Source organism: Shewanella sp. CAL98-MNA-CIBAN-0140 (assembly GCF_040309905.1).
GTDB lineage: Bacteria > Pseudomonadota > Gammaproteobacteria > Enterobacterales > Shewanellaceae > Shewanella > Shewanella psychromarinicola.
This window is the reverse complement of sequence record NZ_JBEOPI010000045.1, coordinates 18,835-36,363: the sequence shown is the minus strand read 5'-3', so window position 1 is coordinate 36,363 and position 17,529 is coordinate 18,835. Positions and strand designations below refer to the sequence as shown.

General features: G+C 41.4%; 16 protein-coding genes. 9 read left to right on the top strand and 7 right to left on the bottom strand.

The genetic code is table 11. The features are described from left to right. Nucleotides 1–55 precede the first annotated feature (55 nt). Complete coding sequence (locus tag AAEY93_RS18105) at nucleotides 56–394, top strand: hypothetical protein (RefSeq protein ID WP_351078822.1); 339 nt, start codon at nucleotides 56–58, stop codon at nucleotides 392–394. A gap of 574 nt (nucleotides 395–968) precedes the next feature. Here the strand turns inward: AAEY93_RS18105 and AAEY93_RS18100 are convergent. The 3 genes from AAEY93_RS18100 to AAEY93_RS18090 form a co-directional block, all read right to left on the bottom strand. Next, entirely contained in the window at nucleotides 969–1,550 is a 582-nt protein-coding gene (locus AAEY93_RS18100) for a YSC84-related protein (RefSeq protein WP_101033030.1), read from the bottom strand. A gap of 165 nt (nucleotides 1,551–1,715) precedes the next feature. Next, a complete protein-coding gene (locus tag AAEY93_RS18095) occupies nucleotides 1,716–2,654 on the bottom strand; it encodes a hypothetical protein (RefSeq protein WP_351078819.1) in 939 nt (312 codons plus the stop codon). Nucleotides 2,655–2,718: 64 nt separating this feature from the next. After that, a complete protein-coding gene (locus AAEY93_RS18090) occupies nucleotides 2,719–3,111 on the bottom strand; it encodes a nitrous oxide-stimulated promoter family protein (RefSeq protein ID WP_101033029.1) in 393 nt (130 codons plus the stop codon). 354 nt (nucleotides 3,112–3,465) lie between these two features. Between AAEY93_RS18090 and AAEY93_RS18085 the strand changes: the two genes are divergently transcribed. The 7 genes from AAEY93_RS18085 (at nucleotide 3,466) to AAEY93_RS18055 (ending at nucleotide 9,245) form a co-directional block, all read left to right on the top strand. Then, on the top strand, nucleotides 3,466–4,347 hold the full coding sequence (locus tag AAEY93_RS18085) for a prolipoprotein diacylglyceryl transferase (RefSeq protein WP_351078815.1): 882 nt from the start codon (nucleotides 3,466–3,468) through the stop codon (nucleotides 4,345–4,347). 107 nt (nucleotides 4,348–4,454) lie between these two features. Beyond that, a complete protein-coding gene (locus AAEY93_RS18080; RefSeq protein WP_124013233.1) occupies nucleotides 4,455–4,787 on the top strand; it encodes a hypothetical protein in 333 nt (110 codons plus the stop codon). Further along, nucleotides 4,777–6,285, top strand: coding sequence for a protein adenylyltransferase SelO (locus tag AAEY93_RS18075; protein WP_351078825.1), 1,509 nt, complete (start codon nucleotides 4,777–4,779; stop codon nucleotides 6,283–6,285). The genes AAEY93_RS18080 and AAEY93_RS18075 overlap by 11 nt, the downstream gene beginning before the upstream one ends. A gap of 25 nt (nucleotides 6,286–6,310) precedes the next feature. After that, nucleotides 6,311–6,613, top strand: a complete 303-nt coding sequence (locus AAEY93_RS18070) for a DUF3630 family protein (RefSeq protein WP_101033026.1) — start codon at nucleotides 6,311–6,313, stop codon at nucleotides 6,611–6,613. Between the two features lie 10 nt (nucleotides 6,614–6,623). Continuing rightward, nucleotides 6,624–7,625: a serine/threonine protein kinase gene (locus tag AAEY93_RS18065; protein WP_101033025.1), complete on the top strand. Its 1,002-nt coding sequence runs from the start codon at nucleotides 6,624–6,626 to the stop codon at nucleotides 7,623–7,625. 131 nt (nucleotides 7,626–7,756) lie between these two features. Continuing rightward, complete coding sequence (locus tag AAEY93_RS18060) at nucleotides 7,757–8,374, top strand: thiol:disulfide interchange protein DsbA/DsbL (protein WP_124013234.1); 618 nt, start codon at nucleotides 7,757–7,759, stop codon at nucleotides 8,372–8,374. A 658-nt stretch (nucleotides 8,375–9,032) separates the two neighbouring features. Next, the gene (locus tag AAEY93_RS18055) at nucleotides 9,033–9,245 is read left to right on the top strand and encodes a DUF1107 domain-containing protein (RefSeq protein WP_101033023.1); all 213 of its coding nucleotides are present in this window, start codon (nucleotides 9,033–9,035) and stop codon (nucleotides 9,243–9,245) included. Here the strand turns inward: AAEY93_RS18055 and AAEY93_RS18050 are convergent. Further along, a complete protein-coding gene (locus tag AAEY93_RS18050; RefSeq protein ID WP_101033022.1) occupies nucleotides 9,242–9,463 on the bottom strand; it encodes a cell division protein ZapB in 222 nt (73 codons plus the stop codon). The genes AAEY93_RS18055 and AAEY93_RS18050 overlap by 4 nt on opposite strands. Nucleotides 9,464–9,795: 332 nt before the next feature. Here AAEY93_RS18050 and AAEY93_RS18045 point away from each other — a divergent pair, with 332 nt between their 5' ends. Continuing rightward, a complete protein-coding gene (locus tag AAEY93_RS18045; RefSeq protein WP_124013235.1) occupies nucleotides 9,796–10,887 on the top strand; it encodes a branched-chain amino acid aminotransferase in 1,092 nt (363 codons plus the stop codon). A 56-nt stretch (nucleotides 10,888–10,943) separates the two neighbouring features. Here the strand turns inward: AAEY93_RS18045 and AAEY93_RS18040 are convergent, their stop codons facing one another. From AAEY93_RS18040 to yihG (AAEY93_RS18030), 3 genes are all read right to left on the bottom strand, one after another. After that, complete coding sequence (locus tag AAEY93_RS18040; protein ID WP_502959335.1) at nucleotides 10,944–15,452, bottom strand: EAL domain-containing protein; 4,509 nt, start codon at nucleotides 15,450–15,452, stop codon at nucleotides 10,944–10,946. 220 nt (nucleotides 15,453–15,672) lie between these two features. Continuing rightward, nucleotides 15,673–16,596 carry a 1-acylglycerol-3-phosphate O-acyltransferase, YihG family gene (gene yihG, locus AAEY93_RS18035; RefSeq protein WP_101033019.1) on the bottom strand — a complete coding sequence of 308 codons (924 nt, stop codon included), beginning with the start codon at nucleotides 16,594–16,596 and terminating at the stop codon, nucleotides 15,673–15,675. Between the two features lie 6 nt (nucleotides 16,597–16,602). After that, entirely contained in the window at nucleotides 16,603–17,499 is an 897-nt protein-coding gene (gene yihG, locus AAEY93_RS18030; protein WP_101033018.1) for a 1-acylglycerol-3-phosphate O-acyltransferase, YihG family, read from the bottom strand. Nucleotides 17,500–17,529 lie beyond the last annotated feature (30 nt).

The following is a 17,529-nucleotide window of genomic DNA, read 5'->3' as shown; positions in this document are numbered from 1 at the left end:
TGCAGCTAAAGCCTGGGTCTCACATTACCCGAAACTGGGAATTATGTGTAATTAGGTGGGTTTATTATCCATACAAGCTGTTCAAACGGAAAATGTAGGTGTGGTTTCAATTCTTTTTTCAGCATTAACGATCAAAGTTGAAGATGGAAAGGTAAAATGGTTTTTTGGTCCAAAATTTTGGAATAAATCAATAAAAATATCTGAAATTGAGTCGGCACAAGAGATAAGAACAAAATGGTACTATGGGCTTGGAATTCGGTTAATCTCAACTGGATGGTTATATAACGTTTCTGGTCTAACGGCTGTTGAATTAAAACTTAAAGATGGCACAACGGTTTGTCTGGGTACAAACGATCCAAAAAATTTAATAAAGGCTATTAAGCAAAGTAGTTGACTCGTGCTCGTTCCTTGCAAGTTTTAGCCAACTATTTTCCGCCTTTTACAGTGTTCGTTACTAACTCGTCTCTGTCCAAAAGTAAGTCAGCTAATTAGATTTGAGCTTTTCCTATTTAGCTTTCATCTATAAACAACTATGCAGCTAAATCGAAGAGAGTTAAATTACCGGTGTAGATGAGTCAGCGAGTATCCAAAACAGGGATGTTTTGGTTAAGCCCACAAGGATGCTGATTTTAAAATCAAGAGCTGGCGTCTCGCTTAATCATCTGCACTAAGGTCACTCTTTCACATCCCTGTGATCGCGACATTTACTAAGTCCTGTAGCTCACATGCGGCAGGCAATAAGTTCAAATGAAGCTACGTTATAAATCAAGCTAAACCAATGCCAAGTAAGCTGAGTTAATTAATATCTTAAACCCACTTTTGTCCACAAACGAGTTAGCTAGGCTACTCTGTATATGCTAATGCCATTATTTGGATTCTGCGTTAATAAACCACTCTTTCCAAATAATTCAGGCTGCCAATGGCAGCCTGAATGTTATGTACTTAACGAGTGTTAAGACTAGCAGCGGTTACTTACCATCAAAGGTAAATGACTGACCTGCTAGGGCGGCTTCAAACATTAAGCCTCCTTTTGCGGCGGTAAATATCGCCATGCCATTGATATAAGCGGCTGTTGCAGTGTGGTTACTTCCTGCTTGCCCTGCACCAGCTGAATTGCCCGTAGTACCGACTTGAGCATTGGCACCAACGTTAATCGCTACGGCAGATGCTTGGGCACTAAATTCAAAGCTACCGCTGGTGAAATCATTATAAGCTTTAGCATCTTTAAAAAAGATAATTTCGCTATAGGCTTGTCCGCCTAATTGAAAACCAATGGATAGCTGGGTTAACGTGGAATCCCCCATATAAGCATCGCTTTGGTATACACGACCATTTCCATATGCGGCACCAATCCCGATACCGCCTTTGGCTACGGTGGGGAAGATGGCATAACCATAAGCAGTATCAAATAAATGGCGGCTTTCATTGGCTTTTTTAAAATTAGTAATTGCATCGTTATAAGCATCTTCGTTTGCAAAACTAGGAGCTGAAAACGCGAAGCTTAATAACACGAGTAAACTGGAAACAACTAAGCTAATTGAACGTTTCATAAATAACCTCAGTGACTAAATTGTCATGGTAAAACTCACCATAGAATAGCATAACCCTAAAATGACGGGTGTTAATAAACATTTATGTCGGCGGGCGCCAGCAGAGTGTTGATCATTATGTTCAACGTGATGTGTTCAGGAGAATCAGCTGTTTTTTCTGTAGCACTAGCCTTTTTTGTCGCCCTGATCTGCTGCTGAGTGATCTGCTGAAAAATCGGTAGCGTCGTTCTCATCCTCATCCAGCATTAAATCATGTAAATAGGTTATTTCTTCCTGGTCCAGAAGCTGCTCTGTGGTTGGTGTCGCTGCTTTTTTGGTGGCGTTGAGTGTGCCGCGCAAATAGGCTGCTCGCGTGACTTGCTGGATACCATATAAAGCAAACACATATACAGTCAGTAATAGGCTTAAACGTGTTACCGCTTGGATTAACAAAGAGACTGAATCACCCAAGTAAAATGGTAAATACACCAATACAATGCGCAACACCCAATTAATCAGAATACCAATGGTTAATACACTTAACCAGCGAAAACGTATCACTTGCAAATTGGGTTGCCTATTGGCCAAATACTGTGGGCGATAGTGAGACAATAAGCGGTAAATCAGCCAAAAATAGATAATAGTTTGTAGCATTAATAATATGGGTAAGGTCAAAGCCAATAGACTAATACTGTTTAACTCAGCCAGAGAACCAATGGTGTTATTTGAGGTTTGTGGGTCAATACTGATATGAAATAATATGGCTGAACTGGTCACTAATGCAACGATAATCGCACAAGCAAAATGCTTGATTAATAGCGGTTGATAGTCTTCTTCCGTTAAGCTGCTTTTACAATATAAGTACAGCATGGGCATGAGTAAAAAATAGACAGGAATAAAGAGAGTAAGCGCTAAATGGATTGGGATCGGTGTTGTTTCTTGGGTTAGCAACCCGGTTAAAAAATAACAACCTATGAGTAAAAACATCCCGGCTAGCAGGCTATTGCTGCGAGTCGTGCTTTGGTAAATATAATGAACATACAGGCCTACTCCAAGGCAATGAATGCCTCCGAGTAAGGAAAGCCACCAGTATGTTTGAATGAAGAAATCGTTAAATTGGTTCATTTTCACTCTCTTTGACGATAGTGAATACTAACCTACTTTCTGCAAACCGAGTAGTTTCCGGTGGTTAACTTTGCTCAGATTTTCGTAAATGCCTGTTTGAGACTCTTTCTGGTGGTAAACCGGGTGCCGGTTTACGTTCAGCAAGTAAATGCTTAATTGCCAAAATAGGATGAGGTAATAGCATTTTGGGCCCAGAAAACATCATGATTTCACGCGCTCTTTGCTTCATGTGAGGTTTGTAACAATGGACAGGGCATTTATTACAAGTGGGTTTATCTTGGCCGTATGGGCAACGATCTAGGCGAGTATTGGCATAGCTTAAAAACTCACTACACTGCTGGCATACACCTTGGGACGGCTTGAGCGGGTGGTGCGCTTTACAGTATATTTCGACCATAGCTTGTATTGTTCGGAATTCGTAGAGTAATTTACCACTTAATAATTCTTTATCACTCATAATATTATCTCTTATTAAATACCTTAGTAAAATAGTCGGATATTAATAGTGTAAGCTTGGCAATTGAACCTAGCAAACTTAGCTTATTTAATTTTGAGCTTATGCGCAAAATGTCCTTTTTTGAGGTTTGGATCGCAAAAATGATTGAAACTGATGCTAAATGATAGGTCGTCTATGACTTGTTATAGATTAAAATACATAAATACTTGATTTTATAGTGTACATTGAAACAATAATGAATGGTGCTTAAAAAAACAGCGCGGTATCATTAAAACCGTACATTGCCTCACAATGAATATTGTGAGTGAGATAAAATCATGTGCTACGGCATATAATCAGCAAGGTGGAAGCCTAATGAAGGTAATTTTAATTGTCATATTGATTGCAATTGCTCTGTATCTATACAGACGCACTCAAGCGGTGGCAAAACAAGAACTTGATAAAACCGATCGTAATGTTACACCGCATTCATCATCCAGTGAGGTAGCTCAATCTGAAACGTTAGCAGCGACAGACGATACTGCTAAGGCAGACTCTGAGCATGCAGCCAGTGATAAAACGGTTGACGATGATGCATTATCAGACCGAGCTGTAGATAACGATAAACTTAATTCAGCCGTGTCTGTTGATGAGCCTGTCGAGGCTGCTCTTACTGAACCCAACATATCAGCAGCAGACACCCAGCAAACTGATGTTGTTTGCGAGCCAAAAGCAGCATCAAAGGATACTGTCGCTGTGGCTGAAGTGAGCAAGAGTCATGTTGAGGCCAAAGTGCCTGATACCCCCGCGGTTGAAGTGTCAAACCATAAAGGGTCGTTATTGGATCTAGTCAGTGTTGAAGGCGATTGGGCAAGCGAGAGCTTTGTACAACAGGTTGATGCTGCCAACATTGCCACCGATCTTCAACATCAGCATAGTGAATTAGTCAGTGTGATTAACCATTGCTATAAGATGCGCAAGCAAGCTGATTATTGTCAATATGGTGCGGCCTTACAGTCGACCTATTTAGCATTATATCGCTTATTACATCAGCAAAACATCACCCAACAAAATACTGATGAAATCAAATCTCCGGCGTTTATGCAATTATCGACCTTGTTGAACGACGTGGGTCAGTTTGATGAGGCAGTTAAGGTCTGTCAACAAGCGCTTGAATACCAGTTAACAGATGGCACTGTCACTGGGTTTGAAGGGCGAATAAAACGTATCGAAAAGGCTAAAACTAAAGTGAGCTAACAGGCTATTCAATACTGTTGGATGGATATCAGGTATGATATTCAAAAGGAAAGCGGACCTTGGTTCGCTTTTTTGTTGCTTCAGATCCAATGATTTCAAGGTTAAAAATGACATTAATGACTCGTACATTGACTAAAATATTGCTAATTACTGCCACCGTGGTCTTACTTGCCGGTTGTTTTCGTACTCCACAATGGACCTTATTTTATGTTGCAGACCAAGCACCTGTTCCTACGAAAATAGTACAGCAAGACCATATTGCCGGTTATTACGATTCATTGGAGCAATGCCAGGCCAAAGGTACAGGAATGTTACGTTTACAAGCGTCTTCAGTGCCCGCAGAGCAAGCTTTTGTGTGTGCAGAGCTGTGTCAGGTAGATGAACAGCAGCAATTGCAGTGTAAAAGCCAAGTTGCAGGAGTTGTGGATGATGCAATTTAAGCAAGATTTTTTTGAACAATTAGAAGGCTTTTATTCACAAGTTTATCCTTTGCCAATCAGTAATCCTCATTGGCTTGGTTGGAGTGATGATGCTGCTCAACTGATTGGTTTAGAAAAGCCTAATGCTGAATTGTTAATGCAGTTATCGGCTAACTATGCCGCGCCTGGTGCGAGCTATTATGCTCAAGTCTACAGTGGTCATCAATTTGGTGGCTATACCCCCAGATTGGGCGATGGTCGCTCAATTATATTAGGCGAAGCCATTGGCCCAAATGGCGCTTGGGATGTCGCCTTAAAAGGCGGCGGTCCCACGCCGTATTCTCGCCAAGGTGATGGTCGGGCGGTAATGCGCTCTGCGGTGCGCGAGTTTTTAGTATCCGAAGCACTGGCTGCGCTAAATGTACCTACCAGCCGTGCGTTAGCGGTTATTGGCTCCGATTTACCCGTTTGGCGCGAAAGCCAAGAAACGGCCGCCATAACGGTGCGCTTAGCTAAAAGTCACATTCGTTTTGGTCATTTTGAATATTTTTGTCATGGCGAACAAGGTGATACTGGCAAGCTTTCTCAATTGGTTAATTTTACGATTAAGCAGCATTTTGCGCATTTATCAACAGATGCCGCAGGTTACAAACAATGGTTTTATGAGATAGTGCAATCTACCGCTAAAATGATTGCACACTGGCAGTCTGTCGGGTTTGCTCACGGCGTGATGAATACCGACAATATGTCGATACTCGGTGATACCTTTGATTTTGGACCCTTTGCTTTCTTAGACACCTTTAAAGAAGGCTTTATTTGTAATCATTCTGATCACGAAGGCCGTTATGCCTTTGGCCAGCAACCCGCAGTAGGGTTGTGGAACCTCAAACGTTTGGCCCAAGCATTAACGCCCATTATTGAGTCTGACGATTTAATCGCAGCGCTAAACACTTATCAATCTGAACTGGTTAAGCAGTATTTACGCCTTATGCGTGGCAAGTTGGGAATGCATCAAGCCGCGAGTTTACATGCACTTAATTCACAAGATCTTAGCGCAAAACCTCTCAGTGAAGAGGCTCAAGCTGAGCTCGATAAACATGATTTGCAGTTGTTGGGGCAATTTACCGTCTTACTGGAAACTAACCAGCTTGATTACACCAATAGTTTACGCCGTTTTGGTCAGCTGGACCCGAGTCACTCACATTCTACTTTACGAGACGATATGGTCGATGTTGCTGGCTTTGATACCTGGTATAAAGCTTACCAAGACCGAGTGGGTGAGGTGGCAGATATTCAAGGGTGGCAATGCGAGCGCAACAGTGTCAATCCGAAATACATCTTGCGTAATTACCTAGCCCAAGAAGCCATTATCGATATAGAAGAGAACGGTGATAACAGCAAATTATTACAACTCCAGCAACTTTTACGCCGTCCTTATGACGAACAGCCCGAGATGGAAGACTTTGCCAAACGCCCACCCGACTGGGGACAAGGCTTAATTATGTCTTGTAGCAGTTAATTAATGTATTTTACCTGAGTCGATTATGAAATTACTTTCAGCCCAATTAGATCCGCAAGCATTAAGTATTGTTATTCAAGCTGAAGTGGATTTTGAGCAATTTGAACGATTTGCCGAACCGCTAGCGGCTGTACTTGATTGCGACATCCGTGATCGCCAATGGGGAGCGGATCGTCATCAATGGTTGCTCAATTTTGAAGGAAGTCCTTTATGGTTACATTACGAGTTTTATGGTGATATTTGTTGGATTTCTACCGATAATGCGAAAGAATTAGACGTATTAGCGTTTTTGTTAACGCTACTTGCTCCACATATTCAAACGACTTAAGAAGGCATACATGGACAACTGTACCGGCGCAGAATTTCATTTTCAGGCACTGAAACCCGATCTCATTCTTGATGCGATTGAAAGCATAGGCATCTACCCTGAGACGGGGTTATTAGCGTTAAACAGTTATGAAAATAGGGTGTATCAGTTCCGCTGTGATCAAGGCCTTCGTTATGTGGTGAAGTTTTATCGCCCACATCGTTGGAGCAATGAACAAATTCAAGAAGAACATGATTATGCATTAGAATTAGCCGCTGAAGACATCCCCATAGCCGTTCCAGTCGTCATTGAGGGCAAAACCTTATTTGAGTATCAAGGTTATCGTTTTGGACTCTTCCCCTCTATTGGCGGGCGCGCGTTTGAAGTCGACAATCTTGAGCAACTTGAATCGGTTGGCCGCTTTATTGGCCGTATTCATCAATATGGCGCAAGGCAGCCCTTTGTGTATCGTGAACCGCTCACGCCAGCCATTTTGGGCGATGAGTCTTATCGCTATTTACGTGAAAGTGGGATTGTTTCCAGCTCGATGCAAACGGCTTTTTTTACGGTAGTTGAGCAGGTATTAGATAAAGCCAAGCAGATTTGGCAGCAACACCAGTTTACCTCGATACGCCTGCACGGCGACTTACATCCGAGTAATATTTTATGGACACCAACTGGACCTGGGTTTGTCGACTTAGACGATGCCAGGCAAGGCCCAGCAGTACAAGACTTGTGGATGATGTTAACCGGAGATCGCCAGCAACAGTTATTGCAAATTGATCTTCTATTAGAGGGATATCAAGAATTTTGTGATTTTGATGCTAAGCAATTGGCACTGATTGAGCCGTTAAGGGCATTCAGGATGGTGCACTATAACGCGTGGTTAACCAAGCGTTGGCAGGACCCTGCCTTTCCAATGAATTTTCCATGGTTTGCCGATATTAAATACTGGGAACAACAAACGCTGGCATTTAAAGAGCAGTTATCGGCACTGAACGAGCCACCATTGAGTTTACCCAGTTTTAATTAACAATATTTCATAATCACTACCTAATAGTATTTAGTTACAAATACAATTAGCTAACGATTGAGTTAAAGACTAACGCTAGACTATGATAGAGCCAGCGTATTGATATTTTTGCCTACTTAGAAGGAAGTAAAATGAAAAAAGCATTATTGATGGCCGCAGCACTCCTGCTCGCGCCGATGGTTGCGATGGCTGCCGATTATAAAGAAGGTGTGCATTACACTGTGATTAATGAAGGCCCTGAAACAGCCAAACCAGAAATCACAGAGTTTTTCTCATTCTTTTGCCCCCATTGTTTTAACTTTGCTAAAACCGTAGTGCCTAAAATTGAAGCGAATTTACCCGAAGGTGTCAGCTTTAATCAAGCTCACGTTGAGTTTATTGGTCGCCAAATGGGCGTAGAAATGTCACGTGCTTTTGCGGTTGCGCAGCAGCTTAATGTTGATGAGAAAATTGACACGGCATTATTTAGTGCTATCCACGATAAGCGTCAGCAGTTTACCCGCCCAGACGATATCAGAGCAGTATTTATTGCCAATGGCGTAGAGGCTAAAGCTTACGATGCTGCGGCGAATTCATTTATGGTTAACGCACAGATGTCGAAAATGAAGCGCGATACTGAAAACGCTAAAATTTCGGGTGTTCCTTCATTAGTTGTTAATGGTAAATACCGAGTAGAAACCAGCTCAATTAAATCTTATGACGAGTTAATTGATATCGCATTCTACTTAGCGACAATGAACAAAAAGTAATCTAAGCTAAATGGGTTATTTAAATAAGGAGCTTCGGCTCCTTTTTTTATTTAACCTCAGCTCAAGATAATAACCGGTTCTCAAACTGCCCGTAGAGCCATTAGCCAAGTGAATTGACGTGTTAATCATCTGTTTATTGAACGTAATGCAATGCCTTTAGCATAAAGAGGAGCTGTTTGAGATACGTTTGGGTGGAGGGGTAATTAAGATGTCGTTATCGGTGACTAGCAAGGCTTATGAGTATGGCGTTTTCAGCCATGTGGTTCGGTAAGATCGCCGATTGTGTTGCTAAATGGTATGAGTTTGAGACTACAACAGGCAAAAAAAACCGCATGTCTATAAAAGACAATACGGAAATGAGTCAAATAACTCTTTTTTACCCTGAGTAACATCGAAGATAATAACATGATGTCAAAATATTGACAAGTGTCATTAAAATGCCGTAGTTGCTTATGTGATTTGTTAGAACAAAAAATGGCAAGTTAATGAAACTCTTTCGACATCAAGTTGTCCAATTTGATGACATTCAAGTTGTGTTTAACAAGAAAGTGAATCGTGTTTTTATATGCGCTTTGGATAGTTCCATTTCTGACTTATACATGGCTTATCGTTGTTATTTCATCGCACCTTGCGCATGTATCTTCTTGGAGGAAGTCGTATGAGAATGTTCCCTGTTTATGCACCGAAACTAATCGTTAAGCATGCTAGGATCTTTTTAAGTGGAGTGATTTGGGTAAAAGACTTAGGGCTACTTGAATTTGATAAGGGTCGCTTTCTACACACAAAAAAAAACCTGCCAAAAGTTAAGCAGGCTATCCGTGAACTAAATGCCTTGATTGAAATCCAATCACAGCAGCATCAATCCATTTAGATCTCGTTATTCAATAAACCAACAAGGCCGTTGACCTTATCACTCCAAGAGTTTAGGTCTTGCTGCAATTGTTGGTTTTTTTGTGTCAATTCTTGTTGCTGTAACGTCAACGCTTGGTTCTTTTGCTTCTCTTCATCAAGCTCCATTTTTAGTAGCTCAATATTTTCGAGAGTCGCCTGGATTTTGGTTTCCAGTTGGGTCAATAATTCAAGGCTCATGGGGGGAGTCCTATACGTTTCGGGATGGAATCCCGATTCTAGCAGTGTCAAGGCCTATAGGAATAGCCTTTAAAACTAAGTGGCTAAAATATATTCAATAAATCGTACTATATTGTACTTTATCTTTGTTCGAGGTATTTTTAGCTGTCAACCATGACAATAAAAGACTTTGTTATAATAATTTCTAGGCACGATGTCTGTCACTATATGAATAAAAATATTGATGCTTGTTACGCTCAATTGACGTATTTTGATTGAGGATCTAGGGCTTCGACTTGACATTAATCTCTAGCCTCCATAGTCTGCAAGCTCAGTTTTTAAGGTGGTATGTAATGGACATAAAATATAATTTAAAATCTGCGTCAGAGCGCCGCACAGAACCATTTAAGCCAGAAGGCGATGTGGGTTTTGGCAGGCTTCGTACTGACCACATGTTTTTAATGGATTATCGTGATGGTCAATGGTGTGATCCGCGTATAGTCCCTTACGGCCCGTTTGAAATGGCACCAGGTGCAATGTCACTGCACTATGGTCAATCAATTTTTGAAGGCGCAAAAGCCTTTATGCACGAAGACGGCGAGATTTACACTTTTCGTTTAAACAAAAATGCAGAGCGGATGAACCGTTCTGCCGATATCGTGTGTATTCCGAATATCGATGAAAGTATGCAAGTGAAGGCAATCAATGCCCTTATTGATGTTGATCGTTTGTGGTTTCCGCAGCAAGATGGCGCATGTTTATACATTCGGCCGTTTATCTTTGCAACCGAAGATCGTTTATCCGTTAGTCCAAGTCAGCAATACACATTCTGTGTCATGTTAAGCCCATCTGGGGCTTATTATGCCTCAGGGGTAAATAATGGTATTCGCTTGTTAATCAGTACTAAGTACCACCGTGCAGTATCTGGTGGTACTGGTGCTTCAAAAGCGGCGGGTAACTATGCTGCCTCACTGCGTGCTGGTAAAGCGGCTGTAGAATATGGTGCATCGCAGGTATTGTATTTGGATTCAACCAATACTCAAATTGAAGAAGCTGGCGCGATGAATCACTTCCACATTTTAAAAGATGGCACTGTGATTATTCCGACATTCACTGATACCATTTTAAAATCCATTACCTCTCAATCCATTATGGAACTTGGGGATATGCTGGGTTGTGAAGTAAGACAAGAAACGGTGATGTTAGATAAGTTTATTGCTGATATTGAGTCTGGCGAAATTATTGAAGCCGGCGGTTTTGGTACTGCCGCGGTGGTGTCCCCTGTGAGTTCATATATTTTTGAAGATGGACGCATTATCACTGTCGGTGATGGCAACGTTGGACCCAACATCCGACGTATCTATAAAGTCTTCACTGAGCTACAAAAAGGCCACATGCCAGCTCCAGCGGGTTGGGTAAAGCGTATTGAGCGTGTTGCACCCTAGTTCATTCTATCGGTAGCACTTTAATAAAAGCTCCTAAATGGAGCTTTTATTTTGTCTTAAAAATGACTAATGGCAGCTTTGTCTTTGGTTAATAATACCAGGCAATCAACAGCGTTCAATGGCTTGCTGAGCAAGAAGCCTTGCACTTGATCACAGCCTCCTTCACGTAAGAAATTTAATTGTGCTTGGGTTTCAACCCCTTCAGCCACAACCTTAAGTTCTAAACTATGAGCCAAGGTAATAATGGCGCTAGTGATTGCTGCATCGTCAGGATCTTCAGTTATATCTCGCACAAATTCTTGATCAATTTTCAAGGTATCAATTGGGAAGCGTTTCAAATAGCTTAAGCTTGAGTATCCAGTGCCAAAGTCATCTACTGCGATGGTTAACCCCAAGGCTTTGAGTTGTGACAGCACAGTGACTGATTCTTGTGGGTTACCCATAATCATTGATTCAGTTAATTCTAGCTCTAGGGCACTTGCCGGTAGCCCAGATACTGCTAATGCGACCTCTATCATCGAGATAATATCGACTTTTAACTGTCTGGCAGAAAGGTTAACGGCAACAGAGATATGCTCAAAGCCTTGTTGGTGCCATAGTGCCAGCTGACTACAGGCTTGGTTAATCGCCCAGTGACCAATCTGATTAATGATGCCGGTTTCTTCCGCAAGTGGGATAAACTCAACCGGTGAAATCAAGCCAAGTTCTGGGCTTTCCCAACGCATTAAGGCTTCAAGGCCGATAATTTTTTCGGTTTTTATATCGTATTTAGGTTGATAAACTAAATATAGCTCATTGTTTTGCATGGCATTTTTAAGGCCAGCTTCTAGTTCGACGTAGCGTGTCGCATATTGGTTTAATTGTTTGGTATAGAATTGGAAGTTATTTCTGCCCAGTGATTTAGCGTGATACATGGCGGTATCAGCGTATTTTATCAACGAGGTCGTATCTTCTGCATCTTCAGGATACAAACTGATACCAATTGACGGTGAGATAGTCAGAATTTTATCGTCAAGCAAATAAGGGCTTTGGAATGCATTTAACACTTTTTCAGCAATAATAGTAGCGGCTTTCGTTTTTGCTACCCCTTCTAAAATAATGGTAAATTCATCACCGCCTAAACGTGCAACGGTATCGCCATCTCGTACCGCATTTTGTAGGCGATGGGCGACGGCTTTAAGCAGTAAATCACCAATGTGGTGTCCCATTGAGTCATTGATATGTTTAAATCGGTCAAGATCTAAAAATAACAATGCCACAATACTATTTGAACGATGTGCTTTAGTGACCGCTTGATTGAGCCTGTCTTGGAATAGCGTACGATTAGGCAATCCAGTCAGTGGATCGAAGTTAGCCAGTACCCGTAAATCTTCTTCCGCTTTTTTACGTGCGGTAATATCGGTGAATACGGCCACAAAATGACTTGTCTCACCTTTGTTATTAATAACTTGGTTTATTTCCAACCATGCAAGGATACCGCGACGGTCGCGAGTTCGAATGTGTATTTCGCCGGCCCAATGCTTGTGTCTTAAGAGCTGGGCTTCAACTGAGTTATAAAACTCGCGAGACTGCTTACCCATGGTTAAAAATAAGAAATGCTTGCCGACTACATCACGGTGTTTAAAGCCGGTAATGCGGCTAAAAGCTGGATTAACGGAACGTATTTGGTAGTCAAGTTCGCCGACGACAACCGCTTCATTCATGCTAAACAAGACTTGTGACGATAGTTTTAACTCGTTTTCGGTCAGCTTACGGCTAGTAATATCTTTATGAGTGCCCGCCATTCGCACTGGGATATTATTTTTATCTCGTTCAACAATTTGACCTCGGTCTAGTACCCAGGCCCACTCTCCAGGTTTGGTTTCTACGCGGTACTCGGCTTCAAAAAACTCACTGTCACCATTTAGATGATCGTTAAGCAGTTTTTGCACTCGAGGCCTGTCTTCTGGATCAATATTTTTAATCAATAATTGATCTTCTAACGATAAATTCATCGGCTCAATTATGTTGGTTCGGTAAACTTTGCCCTCTTTGATATTCCAGTCCCACATGCCATCGCCCGAAGCCCAAAGCGCCAGTTTTAGGCGCTCTTCAGAGGCGCGAATACTGCTGTCAAACTCACGTTGTTTAGCCAACTTTTTCTGTTTTGCAGCAAAAAACCAAATAATAAATAATAACCCAGCGGTCACATACAGTGCATAAGCCGCGTGAGTCATATAAATCGGTGGCACCACTGACACATCCACATTGAGGGTGTATTGACTGTATTTATTAGTCCCTAATGCATGGCGAACCATTAATCGGTACTCACCTGGTGGTAAGTTGGTATAGGTGATTTCGTTCCCATGGGATAGTTCACGCCAATCGATATCATAACCGTCTAAAAAGTAGCTAAAACGGCTTAATTCAGGGTAACTAAAATTAAGCGATCCGACTTCAAAGCTGATGAGTTGCTTTTCATAAGGCATGGTAATGTGGGGAGCATGGCTTAAGTCGTGAATAGGGTGCTGGGTGTCTCCAATAGTGTATTTTGTCAGCGCCAGTTTGTTCTCGGCTCTCTGAATTGGAATAGTGGTAGGGTTAAAATGGTTAAGGCCTCGAATACCGCCAAACCATAAGGTGCCGTTTGCTTCTTTAAACTTGGCCGCACCATTAAACTCATTAGCTTGCAGGCCTTCGAATTTGTTATAGGAAATAAAGCTTTGATTACTAGGGGTAAAACGTGAAACGCCCGAGTTAGTACTTAGCCACAAATCGTGTTTGTCGTCTTCTAAAATAGCGTAAACCGTATTACTACTGCCATCAGCGTTGACGTCCATTCGTTGAAATTTAAACGTACCGTATTCTAGGGTTAGTTTGTCTATACCACCGTGAGTGGCCACCCAAAAGTCGCCATTTTCGGCCAGTAAAAAGTCTCTAACGCGGTTGTCACTGAGGCTATGTGGATTGTCGGGATCATGATTTAGAAAGTCGAGCTTTTGTTCTTCAGCCGAGAGCCTTACCACTCCGCCCATTGTTCCTAGCCATAAATAACCTTGGCTAAAATAGAGCTTAATGATTTGGTATTTGAACGGCGAAAAGTCAGCTTGAAAACCGAAGTTATAGGCCATCATGCGGTTAGTATACTCAGAGATAAAATACAAACCTTGCGAGCTTGCTATCCATAAACGATCTTTGTCATCAAAGGCTAAACTGCGTATCTGAGTATCGGCATGAAACTGTTCGTTTGCAGGTTTGATTTGCTGCAGGGTGTTATTCTTGTCTAGGGTAAATAGTCCCACATTGGTGGCAAACCACAGTAAACCTTGTTTATCTTGGACAATGTCATGCACTGTTAACGATAATTGTTCTACTGGTATCGCGAGTGACTGTGCAAATAACTCATTGATGTAGTGATATTGGTTATCATGAGGGGCCAAATATTTGAGCCCAGCACCATCGGTGCCTATCCACAGGCGTTGCTGCGTATCCCGAAAAATAGTGCGGATCATGTTTGCCATACCTGACGAATCGGTTTGGTCATCGTAAACGTGGCTAAAGTATTGATGGCTGAGATTAAGCTTATCGATGCCCGAATACCCCGTGCCAATCCATAGGGTACCGTTTTGGTCTAGCATTAAGCTTTGTAGGGTATTGGCACTGATGCTATTGAGTTTTTGTGGATTATGCTTATAAACTCTGCTGTGCCACTGACCATCAATAAAGTCGAGTTGGAACAGGCCTGTATTAGTTCCAATGGCAAAAATCTGATTGGCATTTATCACCACTAAGTCCGTAATCCTACGGCTGTTGCCATAATTATTATCACTAGACCATATCAGTTCTTTTTGTTGAGTATCTAAATTGTAGCGCCAAATTTGATTATCAATGGCCAGCCAAACAGAATAAATTGAACTTGACTTGATTTGATTTACTGTCTTGTTAACGGGAATATCAAGCCGAATAATGGTGTTACTATCAATGGAAAATGTGCCATGAGATTCAGTGCCGACGACAATGTACTTATCATCAACATTGGCAATACTGGTAATATTAGGGGTGATGTTATTCGCTAAACTGACGGGAATAATTTTTTCTGTTTTTAGGGAGAGTATGTACAGACCTGAACGTGTTCCTACCCATAAGGTATCGCCAATGACAGCAAGGTGGGTCACCTGAAGTTCTGTTAAACCTTGATTTTGTTTGAACTGAGTGAACTTTCCGCTAGTGAGATTGAGTCTATTGAGGCCATTATTGAAGGTGCCTACCCATAAATCCCCATCGGGCGATTGCAAGATGTCGGTGATCAAGTCTCCCGATATAGAATTACTGCTTTTTTGTTGTTTTAAGTATAAGGTAAACTCAACGCCATTATAGCCGTGCAGACCGTCTTGAGTTCCTATCCATAACATCCCCGAACTGTCCATAAACAGGCGAGTAATCGTGTTTTGATTAAGGCCTCCTTCTGTATCGAAGTGGTCAAACTTTACTTCGGTTAGACCGTTATAAGGATCATTTTTTTGTGCTGCAACAGACACCGAAAAAATCAATATTATGACCAATATTAGCCTGTGTGCTAACAGCATGAATACACGAAAATTCAAATTTCACCTATAAAAACTTCATTGATAAGGCTGCGATAAATTCTAATTATATTAACAAAAAAACGCTAAATTAAACCTTACGTATTCAGTTGTTAATTAATTTTAAGAATTGAGTTATAGATAAACTCTTTTTCCTTCTAAAACTGACAGTTTTACACGTTTAACGCAACAGAAAATCGTCATTTGTCGGTTTTTTGACGATTTAATCACTTTGATTACGTTGTTGCTGTAGGTAAGCTTTTTTTATGTCATCAATTTGCTGATCTTTATCTAGCCAAAGTCTATTTAACCAGCGCTGAAATTCGACACGGGTTTCCGGGCTTGAAAAATAGATCTGTGGGTCAACTCGCGGCACCGGGAGTACTTCAACACGCATAATCACTTTTTTGGTACGTCCATGCATGACATTAGCCAGTACTTTTTCCGATGTTTCTGGATAAACCAAAGTGATATTTAACAGGCTGGTAAACTGTTCGCCCATCGCAGATAGCGTGAAGGCAATGCCGCTGGCTTTAGGGCGTAATAAATGGCGATACGGTGAATTCTGACGCAGACGCTTCTCTTCGGTAAAGCGACTGCCTTCAACATAATTAATAATCGATGTTGGCATGTGTTTGAAACGTTCGCAGGCTTTGCGGGTCGTTTGAAGATCTTTACCTTTCAATTTTGGATTCTTTTTCAGCTTAGCCGCACTCGTTCGGTTCATAAACGGCATGTCCAGCGCCCAGCAACCTAGGCCCATTATTGGCACATAGAGCAGTTCTTTTTTTAAAAAGAATTTCAACATTGGAATGTGGTTACGCAATACGTACGTTTGGGCGGCAATATCAAAGCCACTGACATGATTACTGATCAGTAAATACCAGCCGTTAGGGTCAAGTTTATCGAGCCCTTTTACATCCCATTCAATATTTGAGATTAAATATAAAATGCCGCCGTTACATGTGGCCCATGACCACATTAAACGATTCATTATTCGGGTTAATAGTCTGCGTGCAAGCAAGAACGGCAGTAATAATTTTGCCACGCCGCCAATGGTTAACAATGAGCTCCATACTAGGGTATTGATGATCAATAGCGACAAACTGATTATAAAGAGTACCGGCCCAGGTAAAAAAGTCAGCATATGTTGTTATACCTTTGGCTTTGCGTCAGTAATGAATTGTTGTAACTGTTGATCTTTTTCAACCCATAGCTGATTTAACTGTTCTTGGAATTCGATTTTAAATTCGCGGTCTTTTAGGTAATCACCCCGCATATTCTTTGGGATGTCAGTGATTTTGATATCCACTCTAACGTCAGATAGTTCGCCACAAATATATTGCCAATACGTAGGAACGATGTCTGGATAATAGATGGTCACATTAACGAGCTTATTTATGTGCTCCCCCATAGCCGATAATGCAAAAGCCATCCCGCCAGCTTTAGGCTTTAGCAGGTGTTGAAAGGCAGAGTTTTGTTTATCATGTTTAGCCACACTAAATCGTGTGCCTTCAACAAAGTTCATTATACTGACTGGCTTGGTTTTAAATTTCTCACAGGCTTTGCGAGTAATTTCAATGTCTTTGCCTTTCAATTTAGGGTTTTTTCGCAATTGTGCAGTGCTGTAACGGCGCATAAACGGAAAGTCTAATGCCCACCATGCTAGGCCGAGTACCGGCACAAAGATCAGTTCTTGTTTGAGGAAAAACTTTAAAAATGGAATGTTGCGATTAAATACTCGTTGCAAAATGAGGATGTCGACCCATGATTGATGGTTAGCAATGACCATATACCATTCTTTTTCAGAAAACGATTGATCGCCAGTGACATGAATACGCATCGGATGAAAAATGTCTTCAATGATAGTATTAGTGCTTATCCATGCTGTCGCGCAATTATCGAGAATATAACTACAGACTTTTTGAAAAATGCCAATCGGGATCAACTTTACAATACTGAACATCAAGATGGGGATTGTCCAAAAAATGGTATTAAATAAATAGCATAAGAATGCAATTGAACCTTTGATTTTCGAAAGCGGCGACATTTTTCTCTCCTATTAAACGGATGGCTATGT

Bases quoted from the DNA above. Each gene is read 5' to 3' on its own strand.
- AAEY93_RS18100 (WP_101033030.1), bottom strand. From the start codon at position 1,550: ATGAAACGTTCAATTAGCTTAGTTGTTTCCAGTTTACTCGTGTTATTA.
- AAEY93_RS18095 (WP_351078819.1), bottom strand. From the start codon at position 2,654: ATGAACCAATTTAACGATTTCTTCATTCAAACATACTGGTGGCTTTCC.
- AAEY93_RS18090 (WP_101033029.1), bottom strand. From the start codon at position 3,111: ATGAGTGATAAAGAATTATTAAGTGGTAAATTACTCTACGAATTCCGA.
- AAEY93_RS18085 (WP_351078815.1), top strand. From the start codon at position 3,466: ATGAAGGTAATTTTAATTGTCATATTGATTGCAATTGCTCTGTATCTA.
- AAEY93_RS18080 (WP_124013233.1), top strand. From the start codon at position 4,455: ATGACATTAATGACTCGTACATTGACTAAAATATTGCTAATTACTGCC.
- AAEY93_RS18075 (WP_351078825.1), top strand. From the start codon at position 4,777: ATGCAATTTAAGCAAGATTTTTTTGAACAATTAGAAGGCTTTTATTCA.
- AAEY93_RS18070 (WP_101033026.1), top strand. From the start codon at position 6,311: ATGAAATTACTTTCAGCCCAATTAGATCCGCAAGCATTAAGTATTGTT.
- AAEY93_RS18065 (WP_101033025.1), top strand. From the start codon at position 6,624: ATGGACAACTGTACCGGCGCAGAATTTCATTTTCAGGCACTGAAACCC.
- AAEY93_RS18060 (WP_124013234.1), top strand. From the start codon at position 7,757: ATGAAAAAAGCATTATTGATGGCCGCAGCACTCCTGCTCGCGCCGATG.
- AAEY93_RS18055 (WP_101033023.1), top strand. From the start codon at position 9,033: ATGAGAATGTTCCCTGTTTATGCACCGAAACTAATCGTTAAGCATGCT.
- AAEY93_RS18050 (WP_101033022.1), bottom strand. From the start codon at position 9,463: ATGAGCCTTGAATTATTGACCCAACTGGAAACCAAAATCCAGGCGACT.
- AAEY93_RS18045 (WP_124013235.1), top strand. From the start codon at position 9,796: ATGGACATAAAATATAATTTAAAATCTGCGTCAGAGCGCCGCACAGAA.
- AAEY93_RS18040 (WP_502959335.1), bottom strand. From the start codon at position 15,452: ATGCTGTTAGCACACAGGCTAATATTGGTCATAATATTGATTTTTTCG.
- yihG (WP_101033019.1), bottom strand. From the start codon at position 16,596: ATGCTGACTTTTTTACCTGGGCCGGTACTCTTTATAATCAGTTTGTCG.
- yihG (WP_101033018.1), bottom strand. From the start codon at position 17,499: ATGTCGCCGCTTTCGAAAATCAAAGGTTCAATTGCATTCTTATGCTAT.